Genomic DNA, 21152 nt, shown 5'->3' with positions numbered 1-21152 from the left:
AATGCGGAGTATCGGGACAGAAAAAAGGCCCTGAAGTCCCGCATTACTGCGGCTTTCAGAGCCTTCTAGCCGTTTTACCAGTGGTCGGGGAGACAGGATTCGAACCTGCGACCTCTACGTCCCGAACGTAGCGCTCTACCAGACTGAGCTACACCCCGAAGGAGCAGAGTATCCTACATGCTGAATGAGGAATCGGCAAGCATCTTGCGAATTTATTTTACTGACACAGTTGGCCACGCTCGGGTTCACGTGCTTCGAACTAAATGCCGTTGAGCACTGCCGCGCAATGTTGTGTCGCCGAACAAGATGAAATCCATAACGCTATCTCCTGGCTTACGGTGCGCTGCCGGCCCGCGCGCCCGTGCTTGAGGGCGCGGAGTGCGACGCGCTGGGGTGCGTCGGTGGGAATAGCGCATCCAGGCCCTTGCGGATCGTCTTCAATGACAACTTGATCGCGATGACCAGCGGCGTGGTGTAGAGCGCGGTGAAGCCAAGCATCGTCCACTATTATGAGGTGCTTGGTACGCCCGTCCAGTTCCAGAATGCCGGAATCAGCTCATCCAGCGAATGCGTAGCGATCAAGCCAGTGGCGATCATGATCCACAGCGCCTAGATGCTGCCCAGTGCACGAGCCAGGTGGTGACCAGATGCGGGGACTTGGTCAGGCGGTTCCAGCTCAGGAAGAACAGGCTCAGGTAAGGTGGCTTCCAGAAAGAACGCCATTACGCCTTAGAGCGGCTAACAAAACCCAGGAAGAAGCCGTAAGCAGATGATGGAGCATGCAAGCGAGAGCAACGCCAAGTGGAGATCGATGCGGCGTTCAAAGCGGATGCGCAGTTTGCCCATGCCTGCGAACCAGGCATGCGTGCGCTCGACGACCCAGCGATGACGGCCCAACCGGTCGTTGCGCTCGATTCCCTTGCGTGCGATCCGCGCAATGATGCCGCGCTGCTTGAGGAAGGCGCGACAGCGGTCGATGTCGTAAGCCTTGTCGGCGTGCAATTTGTCTGGCCAACGTCGCGGGCGCCCTGGTTTGCCACCAATTGGCGGCAAGGCGTCGATCAACTCCTCGAACACGACCGAGTCGTGCCGATTGGCGCCGGTGACGCACACTGCCAAGGGCACGCCGTTGCGGTCCACGATCAGATGCCGTTTGCTGCCGAGTTTGCCGCGATCGGTCGGGTTTGGCCCGGTGTAGGCGCCCCCCGGGGGGAGGCCACACTGGCGGCGTCCAGACTGGCTCGGCTCAGATCCAGCCTCTGGGCGCGACGCAGCTCGGTCAGCAACACCTGATGCAGACGATGCCACACACCGGCGGCTTGCCAATCACGCAACCGGCGCCAGCAGGTCATGCCGCTGCCATAGCCCAGTTCCACAGGCAGGTCTTCCCATGGCATGCCCGTGCGCAAGACATAGACGATGCCGTTGAGGGCTTGCTGATCACTGATGCGCGGCCGTCCACCTTTGGGCGAACGCTTCACTTGGGGAATCAGCGGCTCGATGCGCTTCCACAGCGCAATGGGGATCTCTTTGCGACGTGTCATGTCCGCAATTTTGCCACCGGCGAGACAAGATTCAAGGGGTTTTGTTAGACGCTCTTAGTCGCCGGCGCCAGCGTTGTGCCGACGATATCGCCGACGTAGTCTCTAGTAGTACGACCAGTGCATGCCGAACTCGAAGTCCGTGACGATGCCGGTGCTGAACCGCCCCGGGATTTCGGGAGGCTCCAACTCTTGAGAAGATGGGGCGATGAGCAAGACGAAATATTCACCGGAAGTGCGAGAGCGCGCGGTTCGGCTGGTGCGGGAGCATCAGGGCGAGTACGGCTCGCAGTGGGCGGCGATCGAATCGATTGCCGGGAAGATTGGCTGTTCGTCGCAGACGCTGTGCAACTGGGTGCGTCAGGCCGAGCGTGATGCCGGCAAGCGTCAGGGGCTGACGACGGACGAGCGGACGCGGATGAAAGCGCTGGAATGCGAAGTGCGCGAGCTGAGGCAAGCCAACGAGATCCTGCGCAAGGCCAGCGCGTATTTTGCCCAGGCGGAGCTCGACCGCCGCTTCAAGCCCTGACCACGTTCGTGACCGAACATTGCGATGTTCACGGGGTCGAGCCAATCTGCAAGGTGCTGCAGGTTGCCCCGTCGACGTATTACCGCCACGCGCAGCGGGAAGCGGACGCGAACTTGCGCCCGAACCGCTGGTGGAAGGACCAGGCGCTGCGCCCGCAGATCCGGCGGGTATGGGAGCAGAACCGACAGGTGTACGGCGTGCGCAAGGTCTGGCGGCAGCTCAAGCGCGAGGGCTATGCGGTGGCCCGCTGCACGGTGGAGCGGCTGATGGGCGAACTCGGCCTGCACGGGGTGGTGCGGGGGAAGGTGGTCAAGACCACGATCAGCGACAAGCGACCGTGCCCGCTGGACAAAGTGAACCGACAGTTCCATGCGCCGTCGCCGAACCGACTGTGGGTCAGCGACTTCACGTATGTCTCGACCTGGGCCGGGTTCGTGTACGTGGCCTTCGTGATCGACGTGTACGCACGGCGGATCGTGGGCTGGAAGGTGTCGCAGACGGCGCACACGGACTTCGTGCTGGACGCGCTGGAGCAGGCGCTGCATGCGCGTCGTCCAACCGAAGGCGGCCTGATCCACCACTGCGACCGCGGCGTGCAGTATGTGTCGATCCGCTACACCGAGCGGCTGGCCGACGCCGGGATCGAGCCGTCGGTGGGCAGCGTGGGCGATAGCTATGACAACGCGTTGGCCGAGACGATCAACGGGTTGTACAAGGCCGAGGTGATCCACCGGCGCGCGTGGCGCAACCGCCAGGATGTGGAACTGGCCACGCTGGATTGGGTGGACTGGTACAACCACAAACGCTTGCTGGGGTCGATCGGGAACATTCCGCCAGCGGAAGCCGAAGAGGCTTACTATCGACAACAGGCCGGTTACGCCAAAGCGGCGTGACTCAAACCAAACAGCCTCCCGAAATCCCGGGGCGGTTCAGTGCTGACACCCATGGCAAAGTTGATTCCAAACAGCACGCCCCAGAACATGGTCATGCGCCGCCAGATCTGCTTTCCGGACATTACGTAGACGTTTTTCATGATGCCGAGCAGGAACGACAAGTCCATGGTGAGCGGCGTAAAGATGAAGTGGTACATCGCGACGACTGCGAACTGCAGCCGCGACAGTTAACGACTGTCGAGAGCACCTCTTAAGAGGTGCTAACAAAACGACTGCGCCGCCGCCAGGCGGGCGCGGCCGGTGCTGGGAATTGGCGTGTACCACGCATACACTCCGGTTCCTGCGCGCCGTCCGCACCCACCTGACGACTGCTAGCTAGGTTTCGTTAGCCGCTCTTAAGCATCGCGGCATCACCGACACGCGCGGGACGCCCGCACACAAACAGCAAGCTGCCGGAGATGTCACGCCAGCGACAACCAAACCGATACGACCACGAGTTGCGTGTAGTGCGGCCGCCGCAGCTGCCCGATGCGGAAGAGTCGCCGCTGACTTGTGAGCGAGCCGTGGAACACCGCGCGGCTCGCTATTTTTCCCACGAAGTTTCCCACTGGCAACAAAAAAAGGGCTCGCGAAGTTAGCAAGCCCTTGATGTTTTTGGCGCCCGAAGTTGGACTCGAACCAACGACCCCCTGATTAACAGTCAAGTGCTCTAACCGGCTGAGCTATTCGGGCGAAGGAGCCAAATTATAGGGAGTGGTTCGCTGCTCTGCAACCCCTACCTGACCAATTTTCAAACCGGACACGGCTGGGGCGTTGTCAGCAGCCGGGACCTAGGTCGGCCCGATGCGCTAACGATCACTTGACCCCTGAGGTCACCGCGACTGCAGATATGGAAGGTCAGGTTGCTGCCTAATACTCTGCCAAGTGAGCCATAGCGTACCTGCGCGCGTCCTGCGGTTGTATGGATCTTGAGTTCTGACGAGGTCCTTTGGGAGCTTGTCGAGATGACATCGTTGCTCTTGTCCGGTCTTCTATTGCCGTCTGTGTCTGAATAGACAAGCCAGCCGTCAGTCCAGTTGCTTCCAGTGATGCAGTCCAAAGTTGAAGAGCTTGGACACACCGCGACGGGAGCCCCTCGCGTGATGGATGCTGAGCGCGCGATTGCAAGGGCGGACGTAAGCTCGAACATGATCGCTCGCACGTGATTCGTTTGGCGAAGCTCAGCAAAGGACGGCCAAGCAATGGCAGTGAGTAGCGCAAGCAAAGCTGCGGTCACCAGGATCTCTATCAAGCTGATCCCCGAGTGACGATACGTCCCGTCCATGCTGTTCGGTGCTCCGTTTCTGTGAAGTTGAAGCTTCACGTAAGTCCGCAGGCTCGACGATCAGTTCGTTGCCAGCAATGGGGTAGGGGAACCACGAACATAGCCATCATCCAGCGTCGCTATACTGATAAGTCGCCTTTAGGTAGCGACTCCATGACCGACCGTTTTCAGCTCGTCTCCCCATACGCTCCAGCCGGTGATCAGCCGGCGGCCATCGACAAGCTGGTGGCCAACTTCGAGGCCGGCTTGGCGAAGCAGACCTTGTTGGGCGTGACCGGTTCGGGCAAGACCTACACCATCGCCAATGTGGTTCAGCAGGTGCAGAAGCCGACGCTGGTGATGGCGCCAAACAAGACGCTGGCGGCGCAGCTGTACGGCGAGTTCAAGTCTTTCTTTCCGCACAATGCGGTGGAGTATTTCGTCAGCTATTACGACTACTACCAACCCGAAGCCTATGTGCCTTCGTCGGACACCTTCATCGAGAAGGACAGTTCGATCAACGAGCACATCGAGCAGATGCGGCTGTCGGCGACCAAGACCTTGCTGTCGCGGCGCGATTCGCTGGTCGTGGCCACGGTATCGGCGATCTATGGCTTGGGTGCGCCTGAGGACTATCTGTCGCTGCGTTTGATCCTTTCGGTCGGCGAGCACATCGATCAGCGTCGACTGATCCGCCATTTGACCGATCTGCAGTACACGCGCAACGAATTCGAACTGACGCGTGGCGCGTTCCGCGTGCGTGGCGAAGTGATGGATGTGTTTCCGGCCGAGTCGGATACCGAGGCGTTACGTATCGAGTTGTTCGATGGCGACATTGAGCGGCTAACCCTGTTTGATCCGCTCACTGGCGAGACGTTGCGTAAGCTGCAGCGCTACACCGTGTACCCGAAGACGCACTACGCCACTACGCGCGAGCGCACGCTAAGCGCGGTGGACACGATCAAGGAAGAGCTGAAGGAGCGGCTGGAGCAGTTGTATTCGCAGAACAAGCTGGTCGAGGCGCAGCGCTTGGCGCAGCGCACTCAATTCGATCTGGAAATGATGGCCGAAGTCGGCTTCTGCAACGGCATCGAAAACTACTCGCGTCACCTCACCGGCAAGGCGCCTGGCGAGCCGCCGCCGACGTTGTTCGATTACTTGCCGCCGGATGCATTGCTGGTCATCGACGAGTCGCACGTGACCATTCCGCAGATCGGCGCCATGTACAAGGGCGACCGCTCGCGCAAGGAAACGCTGGTAGAGTTCGGCTTTCGTCTACCTTCGGCATTGGACAATCGCCCGTTGCGTTTTGAGGAGTGGGAGGCGCGTTCGCCGCGCAGCATTTATGTGTCGGCGACGCCTGGGCCCTACGAGTTGCGCGAATCTGCCGGCGAGATTACGGAACTGGTGGTGCGCCCGACCGGATTGATCGATCCGGTAGTAGAGATCCGTCCAGTAGGCACGCAGGTCGACGACTTGATGTCAGAGATCCACGAGCGCATCAAGCTCGGCGATCGTGTGTTGGTGACTACGCTGACTAAACGCATGTCCGAGAATCTCACCGAGTACCTGGGCGAGCACGGTATTCGCGTGCGCTACTTGCACTCCGATATCGACACCGTCGAGCGCGTGGAAATCATCCGCGACCTGCGCCTTGGCAAGTTCGATGTGCTGGTCGGCATCAACCTATTGCGTGAAGGTCTGGATATGCCGGAAGTGTCGCTGGTAGCGATCCTCGATGCGGACAAGGAAGGATTTCTCCGTTCGACCGGCTCGCTGATCCAGACCATCGGTCGTGCCGCGCGCAACCTGCGCGGCAAGGCCATTTTGTATGCCGACAAGATGACGCGTTCGATGCAAGCTGCAATCGATGAAACCGATCGCCGCCGTGAGAAGCAGGTCGAGTACAACCTGGAACATGGCATCACACCGAAATCGGTGGTGCGCTCGATCTCCGACATCATGGAAGGCGCGCGCGAGGATGCGGCGGAGAAGAAGGCCGGCAAGGGACGTTCGAAGTCGCGCCAGGTGGCCGAAGATGCTCCCGACTACCACGCCATGAAACCGGCAGAGATTGCTGGCAAGCTGAAGAGCCTGGAGCAGAAGATGTACCAGCACGCCAAGGATCTGGAGTTCGAGGCGGCGGCGCAGATCCGCGACCATATCCAGAAGTTGAAGGCAGCGAGCTTGGGGTAGGGCACGTCACCCTGCTGGTGCAGGGAAGGCTTGTGGCCAACGAAACCCTGCGCTATAATCCGCGCCCTGCGTAGCGCAACGCTGGCGCAAGAAACGGGCGGTTAGCTCAGCGGTAGAGCACTACCTTGACATGGTAGGGGTCACAGGTTCGAACCCTGTACCGCCCACCACTCCAAGTCCAGATAGCACAGTGACTTGAGTGGTTTTAACAGAATCGTTTTTTCTTGCAGCTGACCCAGCGTGGCATCAAGCTACATGCAAGATCAAGATCTCCGATCGGCGGAAAGTCGTCTCATCACCAATCATGCGCTGCAGATCCTATACGCGCCATGAGAGCAGCAGAACGCCAGCGACTACTCGGAAATGCTGGGTTAGACGACGATCAAAAAGAAGAACATCACCCGGGCCAAGGAGGTCACACTAAAGTGTCTCCGAAGAGCGGCGTGCCCTGATGCTTCCGCAAGATCGCAAGGCGATGGGCAGCGAGAAGAAAGTCTCTTTGTACGAGGGCAGCCTGCATTCGGTGAAATGCAACAAGATCCGCACTTACGAAGGTCGGTATTGCACCGCACGGCTGCTATCCAAGACCGATGTGAATACGCTTTTCATCAATTTGCGATTACCATCACAAAAATGGTGCGGATAGGCGCTGGCAATTCTTGACTGATGTGTCCGTTAAAGGCAAAGTTACCCAGAATTCGCGCAGTGTTGATTTTTCGTTAAGGGAGCGGCGCCGAACGGGGTCGTACAGGAGTAAGGCTATGGATGGTTGTTCAGCGTGTTCATTTTTATCCGTTGCGCGTCGGTGCGGTGCTGACTTGCCTGTTTTGGTTAGTTCGGGCCTGCACGCTCACTCGAATTGTTTGCCAAAAGCATATTCCCTCCGTCACCTGCAAGTGATCGGGGCTGTAGTGCTGTCCGTCTTAAGCCCGAAATTTCATGAGTTGGAGAAGTCCAGAGTGAATCCGATGTATCTGTCCAAGCTGTCGCTGGTCTTGGTAGTCGCTGTGTTGGTTGGCGCCTGCGCGACCAAGCCTGCTCCCGACTTTGGTGGACGTTGGAAGCACGTCAATCACTTTGACGAAGCCCCCACCGAAATTCCGCTCTACACCTCCTACACGTATCAGGCCACGCCGATGGACGGCACGCTGAAGACCATGCTGGAACGTTGGGCCGCGGATTCAAACATGCAGTTGTCCTACAACCTGTCGTCGGATTACACCTTGATCGCCCCGGTCTCCAACATCAGTACTACCAGCGTGCAGCAAGCTGCCACCGAGCTGAGCGCGGTATATGCAGCTCAAGGTATTTCGGTGTCCGTCTCTGCTAACAAGCTGTTGGTACAGCCGGTGCCTGTGTCGTCCGGAGCCAAGCTCTAAGGGCTGACTGCTGATTCGATGCTCTCAAGCATTCGGTCGGCGAATCAGCTCAAGCCTCCCATGTGTCCGCGCTCGTCGCGGCAATAGTTTCAGGCCTGACAAGGCCCCACGGTGACGGATCTAGACATGTTGCGTAAGAAGGTCAGTGAAAAGGACGGTTCTGCCCATGTGGGCGCGGTCGTCCAGAAAGCGGTGAACTACGAGGTCAGCATTGCCGACCTCGCACGCCGCAGCGAAAAGCGCGCATGGAGCGTGGCGACCGTTTCCATGCTCATCACCGTCATGACGGCGGGTGGCTACTACTACATGTTGCCGCTGAAGGAGAAGGTTCCGTATCTGGTGATGGCCGATGCATATTCCGGCACCAGCACCATCGCCAAGCTCGAAGCGAATTATGGCGGACGCACCATCAGTACCAGCGAGGCATTGGCGCGCAGCAATATCGCGCGTTTCATCCTGGCGCGCGAATCATTTGATGCGTCCACGATCCGTGATCGTGATTGGAACACTGTTGCCGCGATGGCGGCCACGAATGTGCTTGCCGAGTATCGCTCGCTGTACGCCGGCAATAATCCAATGAGACCTTTCAACACGTATGGAACGTTGCGTGCGATCCGTATCAATATCCTCAGTATCACCCTTATCGGTGGCGGGGGTAAGGCGTATACCGGTGCGACGGTACGTTTTCAGCGGAATGTCTACGACAAGAGCTCCACTGTAACCACGCTGCTGGACAATAAAATTGCGACGATGGGGTTTACCTACCAGGACAACCTTCAGATGAGCGACAGTCTCAGGGTGGAAAATCCCCTGGGTTTCCGGGTGACCGATTATCGCGTCGATAATGACTATTCGGTCTTGCCTGCAGCGCCTTCCTCCATCAGCACGCCGCCGCAGGCCGCCGCATACCAGCAGCAGATGACTCCAGGCATGGTCGATCCCAATGTAGCTGGCGCTGCAACGCAGGCCGGTGTCCCGGTACAACAAGGCATGCCGGTGGCTCCAGGTAGTGCGCCGGTGCAACAGCAGCAGTCTGGATATTCTGGCCAGGCGCAGCCTGCCGGCCGAACTAAAGCTCAGTCCACGATCCAACCCCAAGGGATGCCGAACAATGTCAATGGAGCAAGCGGTCGATGAAACCCTCTAACCCCTACAGGGCGGCATTGGCTGCAGCATTGCCATTCGTATTGTGTGCATTCTCGGTCTCCGCTCAGGTCGTACAGGAATATGAATACGCGCCTGATCGTATCTATCAGGTGCGTACCGGCCTGGGTATCACAACCCAGATTGAGCTCAGTCCGAATGAAAAAATTCTCGATTACAGTACGGGTTTCACCGGAGGTTGGGAGCTCACGCGTCGTGAGAATGTATTTTATTTGAAGCCGAAGAATGTCGACGTCGATACGAATATGATGATTCGTACGGCTACGCACTCCTATATCCTTGAGCTCAAGGTCGTTGCGACCGACTGGCAACGCCTGGAGCAGGCGAAGCAAGCGGGCGTGCAGTACAAAGTCGTATTTAGTTATCCGAAGGATACGAGTTTCAATAACGTCGAGGATGCGGCTGCTGCCAAGAATGGTCCCCTGTTGAACGCCAAGATTCTCAAGGATCGGCGCTACTACTACGACTATGATTACGCGACGCGTACCGAGAAGTCCTGGTTGATTCCGAGTCGGGTCTATGATGACGGTAAGTTCACTTATATCAATATGGATTTAACGCGATTCCCCACGGGCAACTTCCCGGCGGTTTTTGCTCGGGAGAAAGAGCATAGCGAGGATTTTCTCGTAAATACGACCGTTGAGGGTAATACCTTGATCGTGCATGGAACTTACCCTTTCCTGGTAGTTCGTCATGGCGATAATGTCGTCGGTCTGCGAAGGAACAAGCAAAAGTGAACTCGAACATTCCAAACAGCCCTGATGAGCGCTCCCACGACAACCGAGGAGACGAACGCTCGACTAACGAGTACGACGAGCGCAGTAATCCCTACTTCGCACGTCAGCAGGCGGCTGCGGAGCCGGATCTCGATGCGAACGAGCCTGTACTGCGATCCAGCGATATCAAGCGATTGAACCGGAAGGCGCTGGTTTTTCTCGCGCTGATCGCCGGTGTGTTGCTTTTGGCTATTTTTTGGTTGGCAAATCAGCGCTCTGGCGACTCAGCACCGGTCAAGCCGCGTGCCGAGACGGTCGTCGCACCGGCGCTTCCGCAGAATATGGCTGATCCCGTGGAGCCGGCTCCGGTGCCTCTGGCGCAGCAGCCGAATTTGCCGCCGTTGCCGCCCATGCCTACCGATGACAGCGACAGCACGGCTTCCGCCCCGGAGCGTCCGCGTGGCCCGACCTTGTTGGAACGCCGCATTCTGGCCGAGCAGTCCGCTGAGGCTGGCGGTTCTGGTGTTCCCGGCATGCCGGGCCAGCTTGGTGCACAGCCTGCTGCTCAAGAACAGGAGCAGGTGACGTTGGCCAAGCCAATCAGCAATCCTGACGGTTTGCTCGTGCGTGGCACCTACATCCGTTGTATTCTGGAGACGCGGATCATTTCCGATTTCGGTGGCTACACGTCCTGCATCGTTACCGAACCGGTTTACTCGATCAACGGGCACAACCTTCTATTGCCGAAGGGCTCCAAAATGCTGGGTCAGTATGGTGCCGGTGAGCCAACGACCCGGCGTCTGCAAGTTGTCTGGGATCGAGTGACCACGCCCACAGGGCTCGATGTCACTCTGGTCGGCCCAGGCATTGATACGCTCGGCAGCGCTGGTCATCCGGGCCAATACAATGCCCACTGGGGAAACAAGATCGCTTCGGCGTTGTTCATTAGCCTCTTGAGCGATGCTTTCAAATACGCGGCTGCAGAGTATGGTCCTGAAACGACCACGATTGGCGTAGGCTCCGGGACCATCACGCAGCAACCATTCGAGAGCAACACCGCACAGAGCATGCAGCAGCTCGCCCAGCAGGCTGTGGAAAAATCCGGGCGTCGCCCTGCAACGCTGACGATCAATCAAGGGACGGTCTTGAACGTTTACGTCGCAAAAGATGTCGATTTCTCGGCGGTGCTACCCAAGTGAGCGCGACGGCCGCCATGACAATCGACGATTCCCCGACTGCGCGAATCTCGAATGATTTCCTGGATTATCAGTACTCTGTGCTGGGAATCCTGGACTATCTGAATTCTCCCGAAGTCACAGAAATCTGTATCAATCGTCCTGGCGAGCTCTATCTGGAAACGATCACCGGTTGGCAGCGCATGGAGGTGCCGTCGCTGACCTTTGACCGGGCCAGGCAATTCTGCACCGCGGTCGTCAATGAAAGTAATACCGGGCAGCGCATCACCGATGCCGATCCGGTGGTCTCGCTGACCTTTCCCACCGGCCAACGCGCGCAGTTCGTCATTCCGCCTGCGTGCGACCCCGGTAAGATCTCGATCACGATTCGCCTGCCGTCCAAGCACACCAAGACGCTTGAGCAATACACCCGCGACGGGTTTTTCGACCAAGTGCTTGAGCAGGCTGCCGATGTCAGCGACCACGATCGCGAACTGCTTGAGTTGCGTCGCAATAAGGATTACTCGGAGTTCTTCAAAAAATCGGTGCTTTACAAGAAGAATGTGGTGGTGGCTGGGGCCACCGGTAGTGGCAAGACCACCTTCATGAAGGCCCTTGTCAACCATATTCCGAACGAGGAACGCCTGGTCACCATCGAAGATGCCCGAGAGCTATTCATCAGCCAGCCCAATTCGGTGCACCTGCTTTACTCGAAGGGCGGCCAGAGTGCGAGTAATGTGACTGCCAAGAGTTGTATGGAAGCTTGCCTGCGCATGAAGCCTGATCGGATCATCCTTGCCGAGTTGCGTGGCGATGAATCGTTCTACTTTATTCGCAACTGCGCGTCTGGCCATCCTGGTTCGATCACCAGCTGCCACGCCGGCAGCGTTGATCAAACCTGGGATCAACTGGCGCTGATGGTAAAGGCTTCCAATGAAGGTTCCGGCTTGGAGTTTGAGGTGATCAAGCGGCTATTGCGCATGACCATCGATATCGTGGTGCATATCAAGGCACATGCCGGGCGCCGCTTTATCACCGGGATCGATTTTGATCCGGCAAGAACCCTGCGAGGCGGCTGACCAGCCGCCAATGATTGACCTCGTTCTAGTTTCAAGGAGACCGTTATGCTGCCTGGCATGGAATTGATGGGATGCACTGGACTTGCCGTTCCCGGCGAGGTCATGCAGCACGTCGTTCGCGTGGAATCATCGCGTAATCCGTACGCCATCGGTGTCGTCGGCGGTCGGCTGGTGCGTGAGCCGCGCGGGCTGGAAGAAGCGGTTGCCACGGCCAAGATGTTGGAGCAGAAGGGCTACAACTTCTCGCTGGGACTTGGTCAGGTCAATCGCTACAACCTGCAGAAATACGGTCTGACCAGTTACGAGATGGCATTCGCCAGGTGTCCCAACCTGGTGGCTGCATCCAGAATTCTGGCCGAGTGTCACTCGCGGTCCGGCGCCAACTGGGGCAAGACTTTTAGCTGCTATTACTCGGGTAATTTCGAGACCGGCTTCAAGCACGGTTATGTCCAGAAAATTTATGCCTCCATTCGTCAGTCGGTGGCATCTTCGGGGGCTGAGCCCATCGCCTTGGTTCCGAATCGCCCAATCAAGGTACGTGTCGAAAATCCCATGCGGCAGGCAGCCGCCGAGCTAGCCGATGCGATCGTGGCGCGTCGGATTCGGGACCTGGCGAGCCCGGGGCGCACAGAGGCTTCACAGCAAGGTTCTATGCTTGCGTCCCCTTTGCCAGCACCGTTGCCGCCCCTGGCATCCCCGGCCCCTTCATCCGACGACGAGCTGTATGTCGTCAAGGCAATAGGGCAAGGACGCGGGGTCGCCGTTCCTGCTGCAGGGCAAAAGGCTCCGGATGCCGGTCATCAGGCAGCAGGCGTTGTGCAGACGCCACGGCCAGCGCCTGTCGCTCAGCCAACAGACACCGCTTTTGTTTTTTAGGATGCAAAACCGCCAAGGATATGGCTGCTAGATCCCCTCTGTTCTCAAGGAGTTAGACATGAAATTTGAAATCGACAAGAAAATGGCTGCCGATGCCAAGATGATCGGGACTCAAGCGATGAAGGCATTGCTCTTCACATCGTTGCTGTTGGTTGCAGGTGCTGCGGGTGCGGCTGGCGACGGTGTTACAGAGACCCAAGACAAAATGTGCGGCTTCTTGAAAGGCGTGGAGAAGCTGCTGAATATTGGATCAGCCGTGGTGGTGACAATCGCAGTGATCGTTGCCGGCTACCAGATCGCCTTCGCGCACAAGCGTATTTCCGAGGTTTCCCCAATCCTTATCGGCGGTGTCCTGATCGGTGCAGCTAGTCAGATTGCAAACATGGTGATCGGCAGTAACAGCGAGAAATCTTGCCCCGAGGTTTCCATGACGCTGCTGCAGTTTGCTCAGTATTATGCATAAAGATGTCCTCTTCCGCGGGTGCACCCGTCCGGCGATGTTTCTGGGAGTGCCCTACATCCCATTTTTCATCGGCGCGGGCGGTGGCCTGCTGTTGGGGATGTACATCGATCTTTGGTATCTACTGACGATTCCCGTCACCATCTTCGTCATGCAGCAGATGGCCAAGCGGGACGAGATGATTTTCAGATTACTGGGGTTGCGCTGGTTGTTCCGTATGCGTGTTCGGAATGCCCAGCGTTATTCGGGAATGTGGGTGTTCAGTCCCAACGAATATCGAAAGAATCCCCCGAAAAAGCGTCGGTGAGCAAGTGAAAGTTTACCAACCCCACGCGCGCAAACCGCGTGGGGCTGGTGTTTGGCACGACGATATTGGTGTGATGCTTCCTTCTTAAAATGGTAATACCATGTTCAGCCCAGATAGTCCGATCAGCGAATTCATCTCCGTTTCGACCCATGTCGCGCCGTCCGTTCTCAAAACGACTGATGGCGACTATCTGCTGATCTGGCATCTGGCGGGCCTGCCCTTCGTCGGACGCGATGAGCTCGAACTTGAGCAGCGGCATAACACGTTCAACCGACTGTTGCAGACCCTGCGAGCGCCGGATTTCGCCAACGTGGCGTTTTGGGTGCACGATGTCCGTCGTCGTCGCAGGATCGGCAACTCCAGCCGTTTCAATCAGTCGTTCAACCAGACGTTGTCCGATGCGTATTACGCGTCGTTGTCGTCGCAGAAGATCATGCAGAACGAGCTGTATTTCAGCATGATTTATCGCCCGGTGGTCACCGGACGCCGATTGATGGAAAAGTCCGGCGATCCAGACAAGATTCGGGTCGAAGAAGAGCAGGCGATCGCCAAGGTGATCGAGTTGGCCACCAATGTGGAGGCCGTGCTGAAGGATTATTCCCCCTATCGACTTGGCATGTACGAAGCCAAGAATGGCATTGTGTTTTCGGAGACGCTTGAGTTTCTCGGTTATCTACTCAACCGTATCGACGAGCCGGTGCCGGTGCTGCAGGCGCCGGTTCCGGCGTATTTGCCTGTCAGCAAGCATATGTTTGCCAACAAGACCGGCGACTTCGTGATCCGCACGCCGGATGGGATCAATCATTTCGGCGCGATCCTCAACGTCAAGGAATACGCCGATGGGACGTATCCAGGCATTCTCAATGGCCTGAAATACCTGGACTTCGAGTATGTGGTCACCCATTCCTTCAGCCCGGTCGGTCGCCACGACGCGCTGAAGGTGCTGGAGCGCACCAAAGGCATGATGATTTCCTCGGGCGACAAGTCCTCCAGCCAGATCCGCGACCTGGACCTGGCAATGGACGATGTGGCGTCGGGCAACTTCGTGCTGGGCGAGTATCACTTCACGCTGGCGGTGTATGCCGACAGCCAGGACAAACTGGCCCGGCAGATCGCGACCACGCGTGCGGAGCTGTCCAACGCCGGTTTCGTGTCCTCCAAGGAAGACCTGGCGATCGCCTCCTCGTTCTATGCGCAGCTGCCGGGCAACTGGCGCTTCCGGACGCGCATCGCCAACCTCAGTTCGCTCAACTTTTTGGGGCTGTCGCCGCTGCACAATTTCGCGCAGGGCAAGCAGCACAACAATCCGTGGGGGGAGTGCGTCACCACGCTGCAGACCACCAATGGTCAACCGTATTACTTCAACTTCCACGCCACGCACCCGGCGGAGAATTCGTTGGGCGAGAAGGCGATCGGCAACACGATGGTGATCGGCAAGTCCGGTACCGGCAAGACCGCGCTGATCAACTTTCTGTTGAGCCAGGTGCAGAAGTTCGACCCGGTTCCGACGATCTTCTTTTTCGACAAGGACCGTGGCGCGGAGATCTTCGTACGCGCCTGCGGCGGCAATTATCTGGCGCTGGAAAATGGCGCGCCGACCGGCTTCAACCCGTTCCAGTGCGAGCGCAACGATGCCAATGCGCAGTTCCTGGCCGAGCTGATCAAGGTGCTGGGCGGCAAGGCCGATTACAGCGCTCGCGAAGAAGAAGACATCTACCGCGCGGTGGAAGGCATGCTGGACACGCCGATGCACTTGCGCAGCATGAGCAACTTCCGCAAGAGCCTGCCCAACATGGGCGACGACGGGCTATATGCACGCCTGCGTCGCTGGACCGCCGGCAACTCGCTGGGCTGGGTGTTCGACAACCCGGTGGACACGATCGATCTGCACAACGCCTCGATCATCGGTTTCGACTACACCGATGTGATCGACAACGCCGAAGTGCGGGTGCCGGTGATCAATTATCTGCTGCACCGGCTGGAAGCGCTGATCGACGGGCGTCCGCTGATCTATGTGATGGACGAATTCTGGAAGATCCTGGACGGCAAGGGCGGCTTGAAGGACTTTGCCAAGAACAAGCAGAAGACCATCCGTAAGCAAAACGGTCTGGGCATCTTCGCCACGCAAAGCCCGGAGGATGCGCTTGCCAGCGACATCGCCGCGGCGCTGATCGAGCAGACGGCCACGATGATCCTGCTGCCCAATCCGAGCGCCAGCCGCAGCGACTATATGGAAGGGCTCAAGCTGACCGATGCGGAGTATCGGGTGGTGGCGTCGCTGGACGAGCGCTCGCGCTGCTTTCTGGTCAAGCAGGGCCACGCCTCGGCGGTGTGCCAGCTCAACCTGCGCGGCATGGACGATGCGCTGTCGGTGATTTCGTCGTCGACCGACAACATCGAGATTCTGCATCAGGTGCTGGCGCGCCAGGCTGGTCAGCTGGGGGTGAGCGTGGAGCAGCTGACCCCGGAGCAGTGGCTGGAGGCGTTCTATGCCAACCGCAAGGGCTCGGGCAAGCGCGCCTCGGCCAAGGACAAGGAGGTGGAAGATGCGTAATCCCAACATCCATCAACAGATGCACCCGGCAATCCATCCGCTAGTGTCCCAGGAGGCGAAGAACACCATGACAACCCGGTTCAGACATTTCTCTCGCGTAGTCACGGGACTGGTGCTGCTCTGCATGGCGGGAACGGCCAGTGCGCAGTGGGAGGTAGTTGATAAGGGTTTGATCAAGACGCAATCGGTCGGCAAGGGCGACGGTGAGGAATCCAGCGGCAAGGAAGTCGAAAAGCCCAAGGAAGCTCTCAAGAAAGTCGCCGACGACTTTGGTGTGGCTGGTTGCGCCTCGTCCACATCGGGCACGCCGGTGTCCGATGTGCAAAAGCAGGTATGCGAGCTGACCCAGCGCACCCGTAACGCGCAGTTCAACTACATGGTGGCGATGAACGAGATCACCACCGAGCGGTTGAAGCGCCTGCGCAAGATCGAGAAGAATCGCACCGAGATCAAGGACGAGCAGATCGGTTTGCTTGAGAGCAACACCAACAAGTTGCTGGCACTGAAAGCGATGATGGATATCGACCGGCAGCAGATGGAGTCGGCGATGTTCGCCTACGACAGGCGGCTGGCGTATCTGACCGACAAGCAGACCGGTGCGGCGCTTGCGGCGATGAGCGGGAAAGATCCGCCGAAAGCCGAGGACGACTCCTCGTGGTTCTCGTGGATTCCTGACGATTTGTTGAGTCTTGGCAAGACGCTCGCTGCCGGTGCAGTGATGGGCCGTGCGCTGGAGGCGATCAAGACGGACGCGCCTTCCGACATGCGGAAGTTGAAGATCGATAAAGACTGAACAGCCGCGTGGGCGCTGACTGCACCGCGCATGTCATGCAATCAATTCCGGGGCAGCGACTGCCCACGGCGCAGCCGTCTTTAGTTAGTGGATGTAGTGACTTATGAATCTCAGTGATTTCCTGACGAATATCGGCAATTACCAGTTTTTCCGCCTGATCAACGATTACCTGCGCGACGAGATCGCGATTTTCCAGTGGGAATTGTTGCAGCGCACGACCGCATGGGTGGGGGTGATGGCGCTGACGCTGCTGACGCTGTGGATTCTGATCCAGGGGTATCGGATCGTGACGGGCCAGTCGCGCGAAGCGGCGATGGGGCTGGTGGTGACGGCGCTGCGGGCGTCGCTGATCATTGGTTTGTCGACCAGCATGGCCCAGGGTTCACCGCAGCTGTACTGGACCCTGACCGATGGCATCAGCGAGGCGATCACCAAGACAGTGACCGGCGACTCCGCCAGCCCGTACGAGGCGATCGACAAGAACCTGATGCTGATGCAGGTGGCAATGACCGGCCTGGACCAGATTCAGACGGCAGGCGATAAGAACGGTGAAGACCAAAAGACCCGTGCCCGTTGGTTTACCGGCATCGGCATGGCGGGGCCTGGCGTGGTGGCGGGCTCGATGCTGCTGCTGAACAAGATAGCGATGGCGCTGGTGGTGGGGTTTGGTCCATTATTCATCCTGTGCCTGCTATTCCAGGCCACGCGGTCGCTGTTTAGCAAGTGGTTGTTGTATGGAATCGGCACGATGTTCTCGTTGTCGGTGTTGACCTTCACGGTGGGCCTGGCGACGAAGGTGGTCGGTGCGGTGGGGGCGGCGTTCGTAGCGAAGTGGGCACTGAATGGTTTTACCGGCGAAGGCATCAGCAGCATGGCGCTGCAACAAGGAGGATTGGGTTTGGTACTGACGACGTTGATCATCACCGCACCGCCGATGGCGGCATCTTTCTTCCAGGGCACGCTGGGCCAGTTCACGGCGTACTCGGCACTGGGGCAGCTGGATCGAGCGAGTCAGGATGGTAGTGGTGGAAGGTCGCAGACAGCGTCGGAACCTAGTACTAATGCTGGTGACACGAAAACCCTAACCAGTGGTGTGACATCGAACAATACAATTCGCTCTAACTCTGTCCCTACTCAAGAATCTGGCAGTCGTGGTCTTGCTCAAAAGTGAGCTATTGCCATCTGCATAATGTGGTGAAAATATGAAGCGTATTCCATGGGTTTTAGTTATTCTTCTAGCCAGCGCAGCTCCTCCAGTGTTGGCTCAAACAGCATGCCCGGTGGGAGTTGCTCCTGGAAGTCCACAGTGTGGTCCTGATTCCGGTACCTCCAGAGGGGACTCTGCGCCACCTAGACCTACTGGCGAATGGATTAAAACGTGGGGTGCAATCGCCACTTCTAAATCTATGGGAGAGGCGGGAACCGCCGCTAACAAATTTTCTGAAGATGAAGCAAGACAAACTGCCCTTCATGAATGTTCTTTGGGTGGTGCGGATGACTGTCAAGTGCATCTTGCTTATTACAATCAGTGTGCTGCTTTAGCAAGCTCGCAGGCAGAGACCTTTTTTCAGGCTTCTCCTACTGAACAGCGTGCTGCTAAACTAGTATTGCAATCTTGCAAAGAAAGCCATGGCGGTGCTTGTAAGGTGACATATTCGGAATGTACCAAGCCTATTTTTAGAAATTATTAAAAATTCTTATTTAAACCATTGCAATTTTTATTGATTTTTGTCAAATCAATCTTCCCACACTATAAAAAATTTTAGCTATTAATCCGCGAAGGTTGAGTTAGTTTGCAGGGGCGGCGCAAGATTAATTTTGCTATTATTTTAATTTGAGGTATTTGCATTCTTATTTTAATTTTTTGCCCCTTGCAAATTTAATATCACGCATGACTAAATTAAATTTTTAAAAAATATTAAATTGACAGGGATATTTTTGATGATTAATTTGCGCGCACTAGAGAAAATTGCATTGTTTCTGATGTGTGTTATTTCCATCACAGCATGTGCTCCTGTAAATGCGCCTCCTGTAGGGTCTGAATCAGAAAAAGCTGCCGATAAGACTGAGCCTGTTCCCCAAAAGGATTTGAAAATGCCATCAATCATCAATGTTAAGTTGAATGGTCAAGGTGAAATCAGCGCAAGCATTGGTGGTATTGCTGTAACCATCAAAGCGCAAGCCTGCAACGAGGATAGTCCAGGGATCATGCTTTGTAATCGCTCACCGGTTGTAGAGGTGACTTTCCAGGGTGTTAAGTCGATTGCGGTAGAGCCAGAAGCGCTGTATCTGGATAGTAATGCAACTCTTTATCATGGCCCCTTGGACGAAAGCTACAAGGGGAATCGTCATTCCATTATCTTAACCGACGTCAATGACGACGGGCACGAAGATTTATTGATGTGGTCTGGTAAGGAAGGTAACTATGGCGGTCCTTCGTACAGCGTCTACCTTTTCGATGCCGTTAAGCAGCGCCTTGTTTTCAATCAGTCGCTATCCGATATTACGGTGATGGCCAATGGCTTATTCTCTGTGAAGGGGAATGCGCTGATGTCCACCTCTGGCGATGGGTGTTGCATCCATGTGGTCGATACCTATGAGCTCAAGAAGAATGAGGCAGTGCTGGTTGAGCGCATAACCGAAGATACGAACGATCCCGCTAACCCTAAGACGCGGACCGAGCGGCTTCAAAACGGTGAGATGAAGGAGGTGGCTAACTGAATAGCGGACTGGTCATCCGGTAGCGAGTACATGCAACGCATCTTCGGGGGAGTTCCAGCTGCCGACGATGCAACAAAAAATTCTAATGACATGCACGTACGGAGAATACTATGAGTGATGGACATGGTCGTAGCACCGAAGGCTTCGGTGTGGATCGCGAATCTTCTGTCAGGTTAATCGTTAAAACCGCCCTTGAGAACGGTGTGACGGACCCAAAGCAAATATCGTACATGCTGGCGACGGCCCAGCATGAGACACGTAACTTTCAGGCACCCGAAGAAGATTTCGGGCGCAGCCAAGCACGCAAGCTTGAATATAGCGGCGGCGAAGAGTTCTATGGCCGTGGCTACGTGCATCTCACGCACGATTACAACTATGCGAAGTTCGATAAGTTGCTGGGTCTTAATGGCGAACTGGTCCGTAATCCGGATATGGCGAGAGACCCCGAGATCGCTGCTAAAGTGCTTGTTGTGGGTATGCGCGACGGTTTGTTTACTGGCAAGCCTCTTGATCGATACATTGATGGCGACAGTCACGATGTCTACAACGCAAGGCGTGTAGTTAATGGTGTTACGCCCAGTAAGTCTTGGAGCATTGAAGCGGCCAAAGACTGCCAAAAGCATGCTGAAAGCTGGGAGCGCCGAGTTCCTGATTTAATTGAGAGCGTCAAGCGCGATGGCGTTGATCTCAGAGCCAGCGTGGCACCTGTCTCGACCTCTCATCATGCTGCGAAATCGCACGACGAAAAGCTGGGCAACGGCGAGCGCAGCCAGTCAATCAAGCAACTGCAAAGCCAGCTCGCCCAACTCGGTGCCACAGGCCGCGACGGCAGGCCGTTGCAAGCCGATGGCGACTTCGGTGCCAACACCAAGCACGCCGTGGAGCAATTCCAGCGCGAGCACGGTCTGCATGTGGATGGTGTAGTGGGACGACAGACGCATGCTGCTTTAGGCCAAGCGCTCTGGCAGCACACCGCTAAACACCTCGAGCAGACCGCCGCTCCAACTGTGCCTGCATCGGCCGGCATGCTTTTGCTGTCCGATCCGCGTCATCCAGACACTGCGATGTACAACGACGCGGTCAGCAAGTTGGAAGCACTGGGCGAACGTTGCGGTTTCTCCAACCGGCAAGAACTCCAGCAAACGGCTGGACAGCTGGTGTGTGAAGCCAAGGTGGTTGGTCTAGAGCGCATCGACCACGTGGTGCTCGGCAAGAACGGCGATAGGTTTTTTGCAGTGCAGGGCGAAATGACCGACCTGATGATGCGCCGTGTGTTCGTAGATCGCGATCAAGCGCAGACTCAGTCGTTAGAGCACAGCAGCCGACAAGTGGCCGAGGAAAATCAGCGGCAGGGGCAGCAAGCGCAGACACAGCCGCAGACGCCAGACCCCGGTACGCGCGGCCGAACGTTGTAGAACGTCGTTACGCCAAGTCGTAACGCCCAACCGATGGCCTTGGCATCTGCC

18 protein-coding genes, 3 tRNA genes, 1 other RNA gene, 4 pseudogenes and 1 other annotated feature are annotated in these 21152 nt (G+C 57.1%); of the genes and pseudogenes, 19 read left to right on the top strand and 7 right to left on the bottom strand.

Translation table 11 applies throughout. The annotated features are described in order from the left end of the window. Nucleotides 1–81: 81 nt before the first annotated feature. The 4 genes and pseudogenes from J5I97_RS10800 to J5I97_RS10790 all read right to left on the bottom strand — a co-directional run bounded on the left by J5I97_RS10800 (nucleotide 82) and on the right by J5I97_RS10790 (nucleotide 1544). A tRNA-Pro gene (locus tag J5I97_RS10800) sits at nucleotides 82–158 on the bottom strand. Between the two features lie 175 nt (nucleotides 159–333). Then, a complete protein-coding gene (locus tag J5I97_RS10795; protein ID WP_208586477.1) occupies nucleotides 334–498 on the bottom strand; it encodes a hypothetical protein in 165 nt (54 codons plus the stop codon). An 84-nt stretch (nucleotides 499–582) separates the two neighbouring features. Next, a pseudogene (locus J5I97_RS20560) lies at nucleotides 583–729 on the bottom strand (cytochrome ubiquinol oxidase subunit I); the annotation flags it as partial. Nucleotides 730–738: 9 nt separating this feature from the next. Next, nucleotides 739–1544 (bottom strand): IS5 family transposase gene (locus tag J5I97_RS10790; RefSeq protein ID WP_208586475.1). Its coding sequence is split into 2 segments (ribosomal slippage): nucleotides 739–1214 and nucleotides 1214–1544, totalling 807 coding nucleotides; the frame shifts between segments, so codons are not numbered across the junction. Nucleotides 1545–1749: 205 nt separating this feature from the next. Between J5I97_RS10790 and J5I97_RS10785 the strand changes: the two genes are divergently transcribed. Further along, a protein-coding gene (locus J5I97_RS10785; protein WP_208586473.1) for an IS3 family transposase occupies nucleotides 1750–2963 on the top strand; the annotation gives its coding sequence in 2 pieces (ribosomal slippage) (nucleotides 1750–2032 and nucleotides 2032–2963; 1215 coding nt in all). Further along, nucleotides 2025–2141 (top strand) — a sequence feature (AL1L pseudoknot). Its footprint overlaps the gene before it by 117 nt. A 38-nt stretch (nucleotides 2964–3001) precedes the next feature. On the opposite strand, the pseudogene J5I97_RS10780 reads toward J5I97_RS10785, so the two are convergent. After that, nucleotides 3002–3160: pseudogene (locus J5I97_RS10780) on the bottom strand (cytochrome ubiquinol oxidase subunit I); the annotation flags it as partial. Between the two features lie 118 nt (nucleotides 3161–3278). Between J5I97_RS10780 and J5I97_RS10775 the strand changes: the two are divergent. Continuing rightward, nucleotides 3279–3354, top strand: a non-coding RNA gene (locus J5I97_RS10775) — sX9 sRNA. A 264-nt stretch (nucleotides 3355–3618) separates the two neighbouring features. On the opposite strand, the gene J5I97_RS10770 is transcribed toward J5I97_RS10775, so the two are convergent. After that, nucleotides 3619–3695: transfer RNA gene (locus tag J5I97_RS10770), tRNA-Asn, on the bottom strand. Between the two features lie 58 nt (nucleotides 3696–3753). Next, a complete protein-coding gene (locus tag J5I97_RS10765) occupies nucleotides 3754–4287 on the bottom strand; it encodes a GspH/FimT family protein (RefSeq protein ID WP_208586471.1) in 534 nt (177 codons plus the stop codon). Between the two features lie 153 nt (nucleotides 4288–4440). On the opposite strand from J5I97_RS10765, the gene uvrB reads away from it, so the two are divergent. From uvrB to J5I97_RS20385, 17 genes and pseudogenes are all read left to right on the top strand, one after another. Continuing rightward, the gene (gene uvrB, locus J5I97_RS10760; protein WP_208586469.1) at nucleotides 4441–6462 is read left to right on the top strand and encodes an excinuclease ABC subunit UvrB; all 2022 of its coding nucleotides are present in this window, start codon (nucleotides 4441–4443) and stop codon (nucleotides 6460–6462) included. Nucleotides 6463–6557: 95 nt separating this feature from the next. Beyond that, nucleotides 6558–6632: transfer RNA gene (locus tag J5I97_RS10755), tRNA-Val, on the top strand. 121 nt (nucleotides 6633–6753) lie between these two features. Beyond that, nucleotides 6754–7108: pseudogene (locus J5I97_RS10750) on the top strand (type IV secretory system conjugative DNA transfer family protein); the annotation flags it as partial. A gap of 322 nt (nucleotides 7109–7430) precedes the next feature. Next, a complete protein-coding gene (locus J5I97_RS10745) occupies nucleotides 7431–7841 on the top strand; it encodes a TcpQ domain-containing protein (RefSeq protein ID WP_208591699.1) in 411 nt (136 codons plus the stop codon). A gap of 126 nt (nucleotides 7842–7967) precedes the next feature. Beyond that, nucleotides 7968–8978, top strand: a complete 1011-nt coding sequence (locus tag J5I97_RS10740) for a virB8 family protein (RefSeq protein WP_208586467.1) — start codon at nucleotides 7968–7970, stop codon at nucleotides 8976–8978. Beyond that, nucleotides 8975–9742 (top strand): TrbG/VirB9 family P-type conjugative transfer protein, encoded by a 768-nt coding sequence (locus J5I97_RS10735; RefSeq protein WP_208586466.1) that lies wholly within the window; start codon nucleotides 8975–8977, stop codon nucleotides 9740–9742. Before J5I97_RS10740 ends, J5I97_RS10735 begins: the two co-directional genes overlap by 4 nt. Beyond that, nucleotides 9739–10920: a TrbI/VirB10 family protein gene (locus J5I97_RS10730; RefSeq protein ID WP_345776679.1), complete on the top strand. Its 1182-nt coding sequence runs from the start codon at nucleotides 9739–9741 to the stop codon at nucleotides 10918–10920. Before J5I97_RS10735 ends, J5I97_RS10730 begins: the two co-directional genes overlap by 4 nt. Before the next feature lie 14 nt (nucleotides 10921–10934). Then, a complete protein-coding gene (virB11, locus tag J5I97_RS10725; protein WP_208591695.1) occupies nucleotides 10935–11975 on the top strand; it encodes a P-type DNA transfer ATPase VirB11 in 1041 nt (346 codons plus the stop codon). A gap of 57 nt (nucleotides 11976–12032) precedes the next feature. Then, nucleotides 12033–12641: pseudogene (locus tag J5I97_RS10720) on the top strand (lytic transglycosylase domain-containing protein); the annotation flags it as partial. Between the two features lie 268 nt (nucleotides 12642–12909). Next, nucleotides 12910–13314: a TrbC/VirB2 family protein gene (locus J5I97_RS10715; RefSeq protein ID WP_208586464.1), complete on the top strand. Its 405-nt coding sequence runs from the start codon at nucleotides 12910–12912 to the stop codon at nucleotides 13312–13314. Next, on the top strand, nucleotides 13307–13618 hold the full coding sequence (locus J5I97_RS10710; protein ID WP_208586463.1) for a type IV secretion system protein VirB3: 312 nt from the start codon (nucleotides 13307–13309) through the stop codon (nucleotides 13616–13618). Before J5I97_RS10715 ends, J5I97_RS10710 begins: the two co-directional genes overlap by 8 nt. A gap of 100 nt (nucleotides 13619–13718) precedes the next feature. Next, complete coding sequence (locus J5I97_RS10705; protein WP_208586461.1) at nucleotides 13719–16172, top strand: VirB4 family type IV secretion/conjugal transfer ATPase; 2454 nt, start codon at nucleotides 13719–13721, stop codon at nucleotides 16170–16172. Nucleotides 16173–16239: 67 nt separating this feature from the next. Then, nucleotides 16240–16965, top strand: a complete 726-nt coding sequence (locus tag J5I97_RS10700) for a hypothetical protein (RefSeq protein ID WP_371885918.1) — start codon at nucleotides 16240–16242, stop codon at nucleotides 16963–16965. A gap of 103 nt (nucleotides 16966–17068) precedes the next feature. After that, entirely contained in the window at nucleotides 17069–18136 is a 1068-nt protein-coding gene (locus J5I97_RS10695; RefSeq protein WP_208586459.1) for a type IV secretion system protein, read from the top strand. A 31-nt stretch (nucleotides 18137–18167) separates the two neighbouring features. Continuing rightward, nucleotides 18168–18656, top strand: a complete 489-nt coding sequence (locus tag J5I97_RS10690) for a DUF4189 domain-containing protein (RefSeq protein ID WP_208586457.1) — start codon at nucleotides 18168–18170, stop codon at nucleotides 18654–18656. 403 nt (nucleotides 18657–19059) lie between these two features. Continuing rightward, a complete protein-coding gene (locus J5I97_RS10685; protein ID WP_208591691.1) occupies nucleotides 19060–19686 on the top strand; it encodes an XAC2610-related protein in 627 nt (208 codons plus the stop codon). A 110-nt stretch (nucleotides 19687–19796) separates the two neighbouring features. Beyond that, on the top strand, nucleotides 19797–21101 hold the full coding sequence (locus J5I97_RS20385; protein ID WP_208586455.1) for an XVIPCD domain-containing protein: 1305 nt from the start codon (nucleotides 19797–19799) through the stop codon (nucleotides 21099–21101). The last annotated feature ends 51 nt before the right edge of the window (nucleotides 21102–21152 follow it).

Origin of the sequence: Xanthomonas fragariae (assembly GCF_017603965.1) — a bacterium.
Lineage (GTDB): Bacteria > Pseudomonadota > Gammaproteobacteria > Xanthomonadales > Xanthomonadaceae > Xanthomonas > Xanthomonas fragariae_A.
The sequence above is the reverse complement of the archived record's forward strand: the minus strand, read 5'-3'. Positions and strand labels throughout refer to the sequence as shown.